Here is a 12,830-nt window from a genome sequence, read left to right on the forward strand (position 1 = left end):
ATGGCCTGGAACGACCCGCAATGGGGCAACAAGGGCAACCGCAACAACAGCGGTCCGCCCGATCTGGACGAGCTTTGGCGGCGCCTGAACCAGCGCCTCGGCGGCATGTTCGGCAACCGCTCGCCGCGCGGAGGCGGGGGCGGCGACGGCCTGCCTTCCAACATGCCGGGGGGCGGCAACTTCGTCGGACTGCTCATCGGCGCGCTGGTGATGATCTGGATCGCGAGCGGGTTCTACATCGTCGACACCGGCCAGCGCGGCGTCGTCCTCCGCTTCGGCAAGTACGTCGAGACGACCGACCCGGGACCGCGCTGGCATCTGCCGTGGCCGATCGAATCGCGCGAGATGGTCAACGTCGACCAGGTGCGTACGGTCGAGATCGGCTATCGCAACAACGTCCGCAGCAAGGTGCTCAAGGAGTCGCTGATGCTGACCGACGACGAGAACATCATCGATCTGCAGTTCGCGGTGCAGTACATTCTCAAGGACCCGCAGGATTTCCTCTTCATCAACCGCGCCCCCGAAGACACGGTGCTGCAGGTTGCGGAAACCGCGATGCGCGAAATCGTCGGCAAGAACAAGATGGACTACGTGCTGTACGAAGGCCGGGCGGACATCGCCGCGCGCGCCAAGCTGCTGATGCAGCAGATACTCGACCGCTACAAGACCGGCATCAGCATCAGCCAGGTGACGCTGCAGAACATCCAGCCGCCCGAGCAGGTGCAGGCCGCGTTCGACGACGCCGTCAAAGCGGGCCAGGACCGCGAGCGCCTGAAGAACGAAGCCGAGGCGTATTCGAACGACGTCGTTCCGCGCGCCCGCGGCCTTGCCTCGCGCCTCAAGGAGGAAGCCGAAGGCTACAAGCTCGCGGTAATCGCCAACGCCCAGGGTGAGGCGAGCCGCTTCGCGCAGATACTCGACGAATACCAGAAGGCGCCGCAAGTGACGCGCCAGCGGCTCTACCTCGACACCATGCAGACCGTCATGAACAACAGCAGCAAAGTGCTCGTCGACCAGAAGGGCGGCAACAGCCTGTTGTATCTGCCGCTCGACAAGTTGCAGCAGATTGTCGGCCAGCCCGGCAGTGCGCTGCCCGAAGCCTTGGGATCGCCGACCGCGGCGCCGCCCGCGGCGGCTGCGCGTACGCGCGACAGCCTGGGCGGACGTGACCGGGAGGAGCGGCCATGAGCAGGAATATTGGTACGCTGCTGATCGCGCTGGTCGTGGCGCTGGTGATCCTGAGCGGAAGCATGTACACGGTCGACCAGCGGCAGAACGCGCTGGTGTTCCAACTCGGTGAAGTGGTGGCGGTGAAGAAGACGCCGGGCCTTTATTTCAAGCTGCCGCTCGTGCAGAACGTGCGCTATTTCGATACGCGCATCCTCACGCTCGACTCGGCCGATCCCGAACGTTTCATTACCTCGGAAAAGAAAAACGTCCTCGTCGATTCGTTCATCAAATGGCGCGTCTTCGATGCCAAGCAGTTTTACGTGTCGGTCGGCGGCGACGAGATGCGGGCGCAGATCCGGCTTAATCAGACGGTCAACGACGGGCTGCGCGCCGAGTTCGGCAAACGCACGGTCAACGAGGTCGTTTCGGGACGCCGCGAGGAGATCATGAGCATCATCCGCGCCAAGGCCGATACCGACGCGCGCAAGATCGGCGTGCAGGTGGTCGACGTCCGCATCAAGCGCGTCGACCTGCCCGAAAGCGTTTCGGAAAACGTCTATCGGCGGATGGAAGCCGAGCGCAAGCAGGTCGCCAACGAACTGCGTTCGACCGGTGCGGCCGAAGCCGAAAAGATCAAGGCCGACGCCGACAAGCAGAAAGACGTGATCGTCGCCGAAGCGTATCGGGACGCGCAGCGAGTGAAGGGTGAAGGTGACGCCAGAGCGGCCTCGGTGTACGCCGCGGCCTATGGCAGGAACCCCGAGTTCTATGCGTTCTACCGCAGCATGCAGGCCTATCGCGACAGCTTCAAGAACAAGAGCGACGTACTGGTGCTCGATCCCAGCGCCGACTTCTTCAAGTACATGAAGAACCCGCGGGCGTCCGGCGCGCAGTGAGCGGCATCGACTGGCTGGCGGCTGCCGGGCTGTTGCTTCTGCTCGAAGGTCTCCTGCCGTTCGCCGCGCCGGCGCTCTGGCGCGAGGGTTTCAGCAGGATGCTGGCACTGCGCGACGGTCAGCTGCGTTTCATTGGAGCCACCTCGATGCTGGGTGGCGTTTTTTTGTTGATGTTGTCGAATTGAAATGACTGCCTGGTTGCTGCCCGAAAACGTCGAGGATGTGCTGCCGCCACAGGCCTGGCGCCTCGAAGCGATGCGGCGCGCGCTGCTCGACCTGTTCCGCGAGCGCGGCTATCAGCTCGTGATCCCGCCGCTCATCGAGTACGTCGAGTCGCTGCTGACCGGCGTCGGCGCCGATCTCGACCTCAAGACGTTCAAGCTGGTCGATCAGCTCTCCGGCCGTCTCATGGCGGTGCGTGCCGACATCACGCCTCAGGTCGCGCGCATTGATGCCCACCTGCTAGGTGCCAACGCGATCAACCGCCTGTGTTACACCGGCAGCGTCCTGCACACCCAGTCCGACGGCTTTCACCGTTCGCGCGAACCGATCCAGATCGGCGCCGAGGTCTACGGCGACGCCGGCATCGAAGCCGACCTCGAAATCCTCAGCCTGATGCTGCAGGGGCTGGCGGCGTGCGGGGTCGAGGGCGTACAACTCGACGTCGGGCACGTCGGCGTCTACCGCGCGCTGGCGCAGGAAGCCGGGTTCGACAACGCGACCGAGCACGAGCTGTTCTGCGCGCTGCAGGCGAAGGACGCGAGTGCGGTCGACGTGCTCACGGCAGGTCTGCCGATGGCGCTGCGCGACGCGTTCGCGGCGCTGCCGCAGCTGTATGGCGGCCGTGAGGTGCTGGCCGAGGCGCGTGCCCGCTTGCCGCACCTCCCGGCCGTCGCCGCGGCGCTCGATACGCTGGTGTCGCTCGACCAGGCGCTCGGCGGTGTCGAACTCGCCTACGACCTTGCCGAGCTGCGCGGCTACGGCTACCACAGCGGCGTGGTGTTCGCGGCCTATACCCGCGGACGCAGCCATGCCATCGCACAGGGTGGGCGCTACGACGAGGTCGGCCGCGTGTTCGGACGGGCGCGTCCGGCGACCGGCTTCAGTATGGATTTACGCGAGCTGGTCGTTGCCGGCTCGGCTTCAGAATAAGGGAGATTCCAACCATGGCAGCAAAAAACGTCGTCGTCATCGGCACCCAATGGGGCGATGAAGGCAAGGGCAAGATCGTCGATTGGCTGACCGACCGCGCGCAGGGCGTCGTGCGCTTTCAGGGCGGCCACAATGCAGGCCACACGCTGGTGGTGGGCGGCAAGAAGACGGTGCTGCACCTGATCCCGTCGGGCATCCTGCGCGACAACGTCACCTGCTACATCGGCAACGGCGTTGTGCTTGCCCCGGATGCGCTGCTGAAGGAAATGGACATGCTCGAGGCCGCGGGCGTCGACGTCGCGAGCCGCCTGAAGATCAGCGAGGCCTGCCCGCTGATCATGCCGCACCACGTTGCGCTCGACCAGGCGCGCGAGATCGCCAAGGGCGCCGGCAAGATCGGCACGACCGGGCGCGGCATCGGGCCGGCCTACGAGGACAAGGTCGCACGCCGCGCGCTGCGCCTGCAGGACCTGTTCCATCGGGAGCGCTTCGCCGCCAAGCTCGGCGAGGTGCTCGACCACCACAACTTCATGCTGAAGAACTACTACAAGGTCGAAGTGGTGAGCTTCAACCAGACGCTCGACGGCATGATGGCGATGGCCGAGCGGCTGAAGCCGATGGTCGCCGACGTGCCGCGCAGCCTCTACGAGGCGAACAAGGCGGGCGGCAATCTCCTGTTCGAGGGCGCGCAGGGCACGCTGTTGGATATCGATCACGGCACGTATCCCTTCGTGACCTCGTCGAACTGCACCGCGGGCGGTGCCGCGACGGGGTCCGGCGTCGGCCCGTCGGCGATGCACTACGTGCTCGGCATCACCAAGGCCTACACGACGCGCGTCGGTTCCGGCCCCTTCCCGACCGAACTGTTCGACGACGTCGGCCAGTATCTGGGCGAGAAGGGCCACGAATTCGGCGCGACCACCGGCCGCCAGCGCCGCTGCGGATGGTTCGACGCCGCCGCGCTCAAGCGCTCGATCCAGATCAACGGCGTCTCGGGTTTGTGCGTGACCAAGCTCGACGTGCTCGACGGGCTGGAGACCGTGCGCGTCTGCGTCGGCTATAAAATCGACGGCGAGGCCTGCGACATCTTGCCGGTCGGCGCCGAGTCGATCACCAACGTCGAGCCGATCTACGAAGATCTGCCCGGCTGGAGCGACACGACGGTGGGCGTGCAGATGTTCGACAAGCTGCCGCAGAAGGCGCAGACCTATCTCAAGCGGATGGAAGAACTGTGCGAAGTGCCGGTCGACGTCGTCTCGACGGGGCCCGACCGTGTCGAGACGATCGTGCGTCGTCACCCCTACGAGGCCTGATGGCTAGAATAGAGTCCGAAAAAGTAAAAAGCCGACACGAGGTCGGCTTTTTACTTGCAGCGTCTGGTGCCCAGAAGAGGACTCGAACCTCCACAGTGTTGCCACCGCTAGGACCTGAACCTAGTGCGTCTACCAATTCCGCCATCTGGGCATGAAGGCGCGCATTTTAGAGAGCCATAAATCAATTGTCAACGAAGAAGATGTCTTCCAGTAAATCACGCAGCCGCGGCGCGAAACACCAGGTCCCCGCGATCCGTCTCGCCGATCCGTTCTATGCGCGCGAAACCGAGCGCTACGAATCACCGCTTCCGAGCCGCGAGTACATCCTGCAACTGCTGAGCGACGCGGGCTGCCCGCTCGACGTCGACGCGTTCGCCGAACAGCTCCAGATCACCGAAGCCGAGCGCGACTTGTTCCAGCGCCGTCTCGGCGCGATGCAGCGCGACGGCCAGCTGATGCTGAACCGCAAGCGCCAGCTCTGCCTGCCCGACAAGCTCGATCTGATCAAGGGCCGCGTCGAGGGTCACCCTGACGGCTTCGGCTTCGTCGTTCCCGAGGAAGGCGGCGACGACCTCTTCCTCTCGCCCAAGGAAATGCATCGCGTGCTGCACGGCGACAAGGTGCTCGTGCGCGTCGCCGGCTTCGACCGCCGCGGGCGGCGCGAGGCCAAGATCGTCGAGGTGCTCGAGCACGTCAACAAATTCGTCGTCGGCCGTTACTACCTCGAGGGCGGGGTCGGCTTCCTGATCGCCGAAAACCGCCGTATCAACCAGGACATCCTGGTGCCGCCCGAAAACGCGGGGAACGCCAAGTCCGGCCAGGTGGTGACGGTCGAGATCGTCAGCCAGCCCGGCGCGCACAACGAGGCCGTCGGCCGGGTCACCGAAGTGCTCGGCAGTTTCACCGGCCCCGGCATGGAAATCGAGATCGCGTTGCGCAAGCACGATCTGCCCTACGTCTTCCCACCCGAGGTCGAAGCGCAGGCGTCGAAGTTGCCGAACAAGGTGCTGAAAAAGGATCTTGCCGGGCGCGAGGACATCCGCCAGCTGCCGCTCGTCACGATCGACGGCGAGACCGCCCGCGACTTCGATGACGCCGTCTACTGCGAACCGCTCGGGCGCAGCGGCTACCGCCTGGTCGTCGCGATCGCCGATGTCAGCCATTACGTTCATCCGCGCGACGCGCTCGACAGCGAGGGCTTCAACCGCGGCAACTCGGTCTACTTCCCGCGCCGCGTCATTCCGATGCTGCCCGAGGCGCTGTCGAACGGCCTGTGCTCGCTCAACCCCGAGGTCGACCGCCTGTCGATGGTCTGCGACATGCGCATCACGACCGCCGGCAACATCAAGGAATACCGCTTCTATCCGGCGGTCATCCATTCGCACGCGCGCCTGACCTACAACCAGGTGTGGGACTGGCTCTCCGGCGCTGCCAAGCCGGAAAAGAAACACGCCGCGCTGATGCCGCACCTCGAAGCGCTCGACAAACTGTTCCGCACGCTGCTCAAGGCGCGCGCCAAGCGCGGCGCGATCGATTTCGGCTCGACCGAGACGCAGATCGTTTTCGACGACAACGGCAAGATCAAGGAGATCGTGCCGGTGATCCGCAACGATGCCCATCGCATCATCGAGGAATGCATGCTTGCGGCCAACGTCTGCGCGTCTGACTTCCTGCACGAGAACAAGCAGCCCGCCCTGTTCCGCGTGCACGAGGGGCCGACGCCCGAAAAGCTGACTGCGCTGCGCGGCTTTCTGGCGGAATTCGGTCTCGATCTCGGCGGCGGCGACAAGCCACACGCCAAGGATTACGCCGCGCTGCTCGAAAACATCAAGGACCGGCCGGACCACGGCCTGCTGCAGACCGTCATGCTGCGCTCGCTCAGGCAGGCGATCTACAGCCCCGACAACAAGGGCCACTTCGGCCTGGCCTACGAGGCCTACACCCATTTCACCTCGCCGATCCGGCGCTATCCTGACCTGCTGGTGCACCGTGGCATCAAGGCCGTGCTCAACGGCGAGAAACTGCCGGCCAAGGGCCTCGCGGAAATCGGCGCCCACTGCTCGATGACCGAACGCCGCGCCGACGACGCGACGCGCGACGTCGACGCCTGGCTCAAGACCTACTTCATGCAGGACCGCATCGGCGACGAATACGACGGCACCGTCAGCGCGGTGACGAGCTTCGGCATGTTCGTCGCGATCGACGAGATTTTCATCGAGGGCCTCGTCCACGTCTCGGAGCTCGGCCAGGATTACTTCCACTACGACCAGGCCAAGCACATGATGCTCGGCGAACGGACCGGAAAAAGATATCGGCTCGGCGACCGCGTGCGCATCAAGGTGATGCGCGCCGACATCGAGACCAGCAAGATCGACTTCAGCCTCGTCGAGACGATCGAGACTGCGACCCAGCCCGAGGAGAGCGTCGCGCCGAAGAAGAAACGCAGCAAGACACGCGGCGGCGGCAAGAAGAAATGAGCGAGAAGCCTGCCGAAAGACTCATCTACGGTTTCCATGCCGTGCTCGCCCGGCTCCGGCACGATCCGGCGGGCGTGCTCGAAATCTACCTCGATCTCACGCGGCGTGACGCCCGCGCCCGCGATCTCGTGCATCAGGCGCGCGACAGCGGAGTCAAGCTCGCCCAGGTCGAGGCCGACCGTCTCGGGCGCCTGGTCGGCAAGGCCGCCAAGCACCAGGGCGTCGTCGCCCGCGTCAAGCCGGTCGCGCTGACGCACTCGCTCGACGAAGTGCTCGAAAGCATCGAAGGCCCGCCGCTTCTCGTCATCCTCGACGGCGTCACGGATCCGCACAACCTCGGCGCGATCCTGCGCTCGGCCGACGCCTTCGGCGCGCATGCCGTCATCGCGCCGAAGGACAACGCGGTCGGCATCAACGCCACGGTCGAGAAGGTCGCCTCGGGCGCGGCGGACACCGTCCCCTACCTCATGGTGACCAACCTCGCGCGCACGATCGAGGAGTTGAAGGAACACGACATCTGGGTCATCGCGGCCGACATGGACGGCGAGCAGCCGCTGTCCGGCATCGACGTCAGGAGCGGCGTCGCATGGGTGCTCGGCGCCGAGGGCGCGGGCATCCGCCGCCTGGTCAAGCAGCGTTGCGATCAGGTCGCGCGCATCCCCATCGGCGGCACGGTCGAGAGCCTCAACGTGTCGGTCTCGGCGGCGCTCTGCCTGTACGAGACCGCCCGGCAACGAGGACACGCGTCGACGCGGCAGTAGACGGCGGCAGCTGCGCCGTCGCGCGGGGGCAGTCCTCCGATTCCGACTCCAAAAACGGACTATGTTGAAAGCTTGTCCGGCTCGTCAAACGAAGTCCGGGGTCGGACCCTGTGCCCGAAGGGCGTTCAACGTAAAGGAGAAGAGTGATGCGTACCCAGTGGACGATCGCAGGGATGACGGTGCTCGCGCTCGCCGCCCCCATGGCGGCTGCGCAAGCGCCGGCGAAATCAGGTAACGCGACCGCCGCAGCGCCCAGCGATGCGGAGATGGAGAAGTATTACGCGGCGATGCAGGAACGCTACAAGAAGATGCAGGACCAGATGCAGCGCCTGAGCAAGACCCAGGATCCGAAAGAACGCCAGAAAATCCTAGAGGAGCACTGGACGACCATGCACGAAGGCATGAACGCGATGATGGGCCGCGGAGGTATGGGGCGAGGCATGATGATGGGGGGGATGGGCATGCAGGGCGGAATGGGCCCCGGCGGAGCGATGGGGCCGGGCGGCCGCATGGGCCCGGGTGGCGGCATGGGCGCGGGAAGCGGCATGGGGCAGATGTCGCCCGAGATGATGGAACTGCGCCAGCGCCGCATGGAACAGCGCATGGACATGATGCAGATGATGATGGACCAGATGATGCAGCACCAGGGCATGAGCGGTCCAATGCCCCGCGCCAAGTAAACTGGGCTGAACCCGAGCCATACGCCCCGGCCGAACCGGGGCGTTTTTACGACAGTTCCTGCAAGCGCAACAGGCGCGCCGCCTCTTGCTCTCGCGCGTCGTCGATCTCCCGCATCACGCCTTCCAGATCGACCGGCGGCATTTCACACTCGAACTGGCCGCTGAGCGCGACCTCGGGATGCAGGCTGCCGTGCTCGTAGAGTGCCCAGATTTCCTCGGCGTAGCGCGTGGTGAGCAGCGCCGGCGCGAACTGCCCAAAGTATCCCCTTAGGTTGTGTACGTCGCGCATCAGCATCGCTTGCGCGTGGTTGTTGCCGGCCGCGTCGACCGCCTGCGGCAGGTCGATGATCACCGGGCCGTCGGCACCGACGAGGATGTTGAACTCGGACAGGTCACCGTGGACGACGCCCGCGCACAGCATGCGCACGACTTCCCTGATTAACGTTTGGTGGTGGGCGAGCGCTTCGCCTTCGGTGAACGACACGTCGTTGAGCCGGGGCGCGGCGTTGCCGTCGGCATCGGCGACCAGTTCCATCAGCAGCACGCCTTCATGGAAGTTATAAGGCGTGGGCACGCGTACGCCGGCAGCGGCGAGTCGGTATAACGCGTCGACTTCGGCGCTCTGCCAGGCGGCTTCCTGCATCTGGCGGCCGTACTTGCTGCCCTTGGCCATGGCGCGTGCCTGGCGGCTGTTCTTGGTCTTGCGGTTCTCGGTGTAGTCGACGGCCTGGCGGAAGCTGCGCTTGTTGGCTTCCTTGTAGACCTTGGCGCAGCGGATTTCGTCGCCGCAGCGCACGGCGAAGACCATCGCCTCCTTGCCGCTCATGAGCTGACGCACGACGCCGTCGATCAGGCCGTCTTCGAGCAGGGGTTCGAGCCGCCTGGGGATCTTCATTTGGGCTTTAGCCGCGCACCTTGCGGTACGCCTCCAGCAGGCGCCGGTGGATCGCGCTGCCCTCGAAGTCGTCGCCCAGCGTGGTCAGCCCGAAGAAACGCTCGTCCTGGTTGTAGAGCGCGAACGCCTGTGCCAGCGTCTCGCGGCCATACAGCAGCGCCAGCGCCGGCTCGAACGCACCCGGGTCGTCGAGCTGGACGAGGTCGGCGATGCAGCGGTAGACCTTGAGGCGCGTATCGCTGCGCTGGCCGTACTGGGCGATCCAGGCGCAGCCTTCGAGGATCGCGTCGTCGTCGCCGATCGCCAGCGCGAGCAACAACTTCAACTCGCCGACGCGCAGGTCGGTCCACGGCGAGTCGGGATCCGGGGCGAGGCCGATCAGCACGCTCACCAGGCGGTCGTCGGCGAGTTCGAGTTCGCCGATCAGATCGAGCAGCTCGGCGCATTCGTCGTCGGAAAGCTCGGGCAGGCGCGCGAGCGCCGGACGGATCAGGTTGCCGACGCTGTTGTTCTCGAATTCGAGTTCCTCGAAGGGGTAGATCTCGGATACCCCCGGCACCAGGATGCGACAGGCGTAGACGCCGAGGTGGGTGAAATCCGCGACGTAGATCTCGTGGCCTTCCGCATGCAGCGCGTCGACCGACCAGCGGTAATCCTCGTCGGTGGTGGTGGCGAAATTCCAGTCGACGAATTCGAAGTCGGGCGTGTCGCGCAGGAAGCGCCAGGAAATCACGCCGCTGGAGTCGACGAAGTGGATTTCCAGATTCTGCGGATCGGCGATCTCCGACTCGTCGAAGCCCGGCGCCGGGAAGCCCTCGAGCGAATCGAGCGCGCGGCCTTGCAACAACTCGGTCAAGGCGCGCTCGAGCGCGACCTCGAAGCGCGGGTGCGCGCCGAAGCTCGCGAAGCAGCCTTGGTCGTCCGGATGCAGCAGGGTGACGTTCATGACCGGGTAGCGGCCGCCGAGCGAGGCGTCCTTGACCAGAATGCCGAAGCCCGCTTCGCGCAGCCCGCGGATGCCGGCCGCGATGCGTGGATAACGGTCGATCACGGCCGCGGGGACGTCGGGCAGGCAGAGGCCATCGCGGATGATGCGGAACTTGACGTTGCGCTCGAAGATTTCGGCGAGCGCCTGCGCCCGCGCTTCCTTCAGCGTGTTGCCGGCCGACATGCCGTTGCTGACGTAGAGGTTGCCGATTAGGTTGACCGGGAAATACACGGTTTCGCCGTCGGCGAGCCGCTGGTAGGGGATGGCGCAGATGCCACGATCGGCGTTGCCGGAATTGAGGTCGATCAGTTGGGCGGCGCGCACGGCCCGATCCGGGTCGTAGAGCCTCTGCAGTTCGGGCGTGAGCAGGCCTTTCGGCCAGGCGTTGCCGTCGCCCAGTTCGAACCAGCGCTCCTCGGGGTGGTGGACGTAGTGCCGGTTGGCGATCGTGTCGCCCAGATAGAAGTGGGTCCAGAAATAATTGGTCGACAGCCGCTCGAAGAATTCGCCGAGTGCGCTCGCCCGCGCCGCGAGTTCCGAGCCGCCCTTGCCGTTGGTGAACAGCAGGGGGCAGTCGCGGTCGCGGATGTGCACCGACCACACGCCCTCGACCGGGTTGAGCCAGGAGCGCTCCTCGACATGGAAGCCGATCGCCTCGAGCTTGGCATGCAGGGTGGCGATCGAGGCTTCGAGCGAGGCGTCCTTGCCGGGAATGAAATGTTCGGGGGCGTTCATTGCGTCATCGATGGAAGTCATGACCGACAGCATAAGCGACGCGTCAAGCGCGGCGTAAAATCAAGCCGATCTCCAGGTCCGAGGAAGCTGATGTCCAAGCGATTGTTCGTGTTGCTGGCTCTGTGCGCGTTGCTCCCGGCCGCCCCGGCCGTGGCCGAGGTTCGCACCTTCGCGCTCGACGGCGACGAGGCCGCCCTGGCGGCCCGGCCGCAGGCGGAGTGGGTCCGGCACGCGCGGGTCTTCGAAAAACGCCGCGACTGGGCGGGCCTGTTGGCGTGGGGCGAGAATTGGGCGCGCGGCGACCCCGACAACCCGCTCGCGTGGTTCATACAGGGGCGAGCGCTCGCCGAACAGGGTCGCTACCCGGAGGCGATCGAGGCGTATCGGCAAAACCTGCGTCTCGCGCCGGGTGACGTCTTTGCCCTCAACAACCTCGGCAACGCCTACCGCGACAGCGGCGATTCGCGCGCGGCGATGCTCGCCTATCGCGCCGCGGCCGAGCGTGCGCCCGACTACGTCGCCGCGTGGCACAACCTCGGGCTCACCTTCTATCTTGCGAAGGGAGACGCGGGCGTCGCCCGCGCTCTCGACCGGCTGCACGCGACCGACCCGCAGCTCGCGGCCGTGTGGCACGCGCTCGCGCTCGAATACGCGATCACGCGCGACGAACGCGTCGCTCGCGACGCGCTGCGCGTGCTGCGCTCATTGAGCCGCGCCGAACGCAAGCGCATGTTCGATATCCTGCTCGAAACCGGCTAGGGACGCGGGCGTCTTCTCGGCTGCCGCTGCTCGAATTCGGCGACGACCTGGCGCAGGCGGCTCGCTTCGTGCTCCGGCCGCATCAGCGAACGGCGGCGGCGGGCGTGTTCGACGAGCGCCGAATAGAAGTCCGGATCGTTCTCGGCCTTCGACAGCAGCTTGGCGAGTTCGCGTTCGTCGCCCACCGGAAAATAGCCGGGATAGTCCTCGCCAAGCATGCCGATGTTGCCCGGCATGTAGGACGCGAGAACCGGTACGTCGGCGGCGAGCGCTTCGCAGATCACGTTGGCGCCGCCTTCCATCACCGAGCTGATGACCATCAGGTGCGCGCGCGCCAGGTGCTCGAGCACCGACCGGTGCGGTACCTCGCCGCGCCAGGTCCAGCGCGGGAGCTTGTATTGCGCCATTTCCGCCGTCGCCGCCATCTCCTCGCCGAGGGCGCTGCCGAGGTGAGTCACCCGCGCCTGCGAGTGCTCGGGCAGGTAGGCGGTGGCGAGCGCCGCCCGGAAGGGATCCTTTTCCGCGCGCAGGTGGCCGATCACGACGACGTCGAACACGTCGCGCGTCGCGCGGCGGCGGCTGATGTCCGGCGCGGACTGATAGATCACGCGCGTACGGGCCGTGAGATGCGGCGGGAGCTCGTCGGCGCCGCGCTCCTGCAGCACGATCAGGCGGTGCGCGAGCTCGAGCGACTGCTGGGCATTGGCGTCTTCGTGAATGTCTCGGTAGAGGTCGGTGCCGGTCAGGGCCACCAACAGGGGGCGGCTCGGAAAGCGGTCGGCGAACGCGCGGATCGAATCGAAACTGCGGCGCGCGTGCAGCGCCAGCATCAGATCGGCCGGACGGCCGTCCCAGGCGACCTGCACCCGGACCTCGTGTCCAGCCTCGCGCAGGAAGCGCGCCCAGCGCGCGGCCGTGTGCCAGTTGCCGTTGCGATGCTCCCGGCCGTAAGGGGTGATGAGGGCGATGCGCATGGCTTCCAGTGTAGCGTGCGCAACGGATCG

General features: G+C 65.9%; 12 protein-coding genes and 1 tRNA gene. 9 read left to right on the forward strand and 4 right to left on the reverse strand.

Annotated elements, in window-relative coordinates; genetic code table 11:
- The 5 genes from hflK to TBD_RS03065 are packed head-to-tail and all read left to right on the forward strand — an operon-like array spanning position 1 to position 4,531.
- A complete protein-coding gene (gene hflK, locus TBD_RS03045) occupies positions 1–1,188 on the forward strand; it encodes an FtsH protease activity modulator HflK (RefSeq protein WP_011311115.1) in 1,188 nt (395 codons plus the stop codon).
- A complete protein-coding gene (hflC, locus tag TBD_RS03050) occupies positions 1,185–2,066 on the forward strand; it encodes a protease modulator HflC (RefSeq protein ID WP_011311116.1) in 882 nt (293 codons plus the stop codon). Before hflK ends, hflC begins: the two co-directional genes overlap by 4 nt.
- Positions 2,063–2,251: a DUF2065 domain-containing protein gene (locus tag TBD_RS03055; RefSeq protein ID WP_011311117.1), complete on the forward strand. Its 189-nt coding sequence runs from the start codon at positions 2,063–2,065 to the stop codon at positions 2,249–2,251. The genes hflC and TBD_RS03055 overlap by 4 nt, the downstream gene beginning before the upstream one ends.
- Before the next feature lies 1 nt (position 2,252).
- A complete protein-coding gene (locus TBD_RS03060; protein ID WP_011311118.1) occupies positions 2,253–3,218 on the forward strand; it encodes an ATP phosphoribosyltransferase regulatory subunit in 966 nt (321 codons plus the stop codon).
- 14 nt (positions 3,219–3,232) lie between these two features.
- Positions 3,233–4,531 (forward strand): adenylosuccinate synthase, encoded by a 1,299-nt coding sequence (locus tag TBD_RS03065; RefSeq protein ID WP_011311119.1) that lies wholly within the window; start codon positions 3,233–3,235, stop codon positions 4,529–4,531.
- Positions 4,532–4,595: 64 nt separating this feature from the next.
- Here the strand turns inward: TBD_RS03065 and TBD_RS03070 are convergent.
- Positions 4,596–4,682 (reverse strand) — tRNA-Leu (locus TBD_RS03070).
- A 49-nt stretch (positions 4,683–4,731) separates the two neighbouring features.
- Here TBD_RS03070 and rnr point away from each other — a divergent pair.
- The 3 genes from rnr to TBD_RS14730 all read left to right on the forward strand — a co-directional run bounded on the left by rnr (position 4,732) and on the right by TBD_RS14730 (position 8,449).
- The gene (gene rnr / locus TBD_RS03075; RefSeq protein ID WP_011311120.1) at positions 4,732–7,008 is read left to right on the forward strand and encodes a ribonuclease R; all 2,277 of its coding nucleotides are present in this window, start codon (positions 4,732–4,734) and stop codon (positions 7,006–7,008) included.
- Complete coding sequence (rlmB, locus tag TBD_RS03080; protein WP_011311121.1) at positions 7,005–7,769, forward strand: 23S rRNA (guanosine(2251)-2'-O)-methyltransferase RlmB; 765 nt, start codon at positions 7,005–7,007, stop codon at positions 7,767–7,769. Before rnr ends, rlmB begins: the two co-directional genes overlap by 4 nt.
- Before the next feature lie 146 nt (positions 7,770–7,915).
- Entirely contained in the window at positions 7,916–8,449 is a 534-nt protein-coding gene (locus tag TBD_RS14730; RefSeq protein WP_011311122.1) for a hypothetical protein, read from the forward strand.
- A gap of 46 nt (positions 8,450–8,495) precedes the next feature.
- Here the strand turns inward: TBD_RS14730 and TBD_RS03090 are convergent, their stop codons facing one another.
- Together TBD_RS03090 and ycaO are read right to left on the reverse strand one after the other, a co-directional pair.
- Positions 8,496–9,344 (reverse strand): PA4780 family RIO1-like protein kinase, encoded by an 849-nt coding sequence (locus TBD_RS03090; RefSeq protein WP_011311123.1) that lies wholly within the window; start codon positions 9,342–9,344, stop codon positions 8,496–8,498.
- 7 nt (positions 9,345–9,351) lie between these two features.
- A complete protein-coding gene (ycaO, locus tag TBD_RS03095; RefSeq protein ID WP_081430022.1) occupies positions 9,352–11,067 on the reverse strand; it encodes a 30S ribosomal protein S12 methylthiotransferase accessory factor YcaO in 1,716 nt (571 codons plus the stop codon).
- A gap of 90 nt (positions 11,068–11,157) precedes the next feature.
- On the opposite strand from ycaO, the gene TBD_RS03100 reads away from it, so the two are divergent.
- Positions 11,158–11,826, forward strand: coding sequence for a tetratricopeptide repeat protein (locus tag TBD_RS03100; RefSeq protein WP_011311125.1), 669 nt, complete (start codon positions 11,158–11,160; stop codon positions 11,824–11,826).
- On the opposite strand, the gene senB is transcribed toward TBD_RS03100, so the two are convergent.
- Complete coding sequence (senB, locus tag TBD_RS03105; RefSeq protein WP_011311126.1) at positions 11,823–12,800, reverse strand: selenoneine biosynthesis selenosugar synthase SenB; 978 nt, start codon at positions 12,798–12,800, stop codon at positions 11,823–11,825. The genes TBD_RS03100 and senB overlap by 4 nt on opposite strands.
- Positions 12,801–12,830: the final 30 nt, after the last annotated feature.

This window comes from Thiobacillus denitrificans ATCC 25259, assembly GCF_000012745.1.
GTDB classification, from domain to species: domain Bacteria; phylum Pseudomonadota; class Gammaproteobacteria; order Burkholderiales; family Thiobacillaceae; genus Thiobacillus; species Thiobacillus denitrificans_B.

Coding starts and splice junctions, on each gene's coding strand:
- rlmB (WP_011311121.1), top strand. CDS start 7,005: ATGAGCGAGAAGCCTGCCGAAAGACTCATCTACGGTTTCCATGCCGTG.
- TBD_RS03065 (WP_011311119.1), top strand. CDS start 3,233: ATGGCAGCAAAAAACGTCGTCGTCATCGGCACCCAATGGGGCGATGAA.
- ycaO (WP_081430022.1), bottom strand. CDS start 11,067: ATGAACGCCCCCGAACATTTCATTCCCGGCAAGGACGCCTCGCTCGAA.
- TBD_RS03060 (WP_011311118.1), top strand. CDS start 2,253: ATGACTGCCTGGTTGCTGCCCGAAAACGTCGAGGATGTGCTGCCGCCA.
- TBD_RS03100 (WP_011311125.1), top strand. CDS start 11,158: ATGTCCAAGCGATTGTTCGTGTTGCTGGCTCTGTGCGCGTTGCTCCCG.
- TBD_RS14730 (WP_011311122.1), top strand. CDS start 7,916: ATGCGTACCCAGTGGACGATCGCAGGGATGACGGTGCTCGCGCTCGCC.
- hflC (WP_011311116.1), top strand. CDS start 1,185: ATGAGCAGGAATATTGGTACGCTGCTGATCGCGCTGGTCGTGGCGCTG.
- senB (WP_011311126.1), bottom strand. CDS start 12,800: ATGCGCATCGCCCTCATCACCCCTTACGGCCGGGAGCATCGCAACGGC.
- hflK (WP_011311115.1), top strand. CDS start 1: ATGGCCTGGAACGACCCGCAATGGGGCAACAAGGGCAACCGCAACAAC.
- TBD_RS03090 (WP_011311123.1), bottom strand. CDS start 9,344: ATGAAGATCCCCAGGCGGCTCGAACCCCTGCTCGAAGACGGCCTGATC.
- rnr (WP_011311120.1), top strand. CDS start 4,732: ATGTCTTCCAGTAAATCACGCAGCCGCGGCGCGAAACACCAGGTCCCC.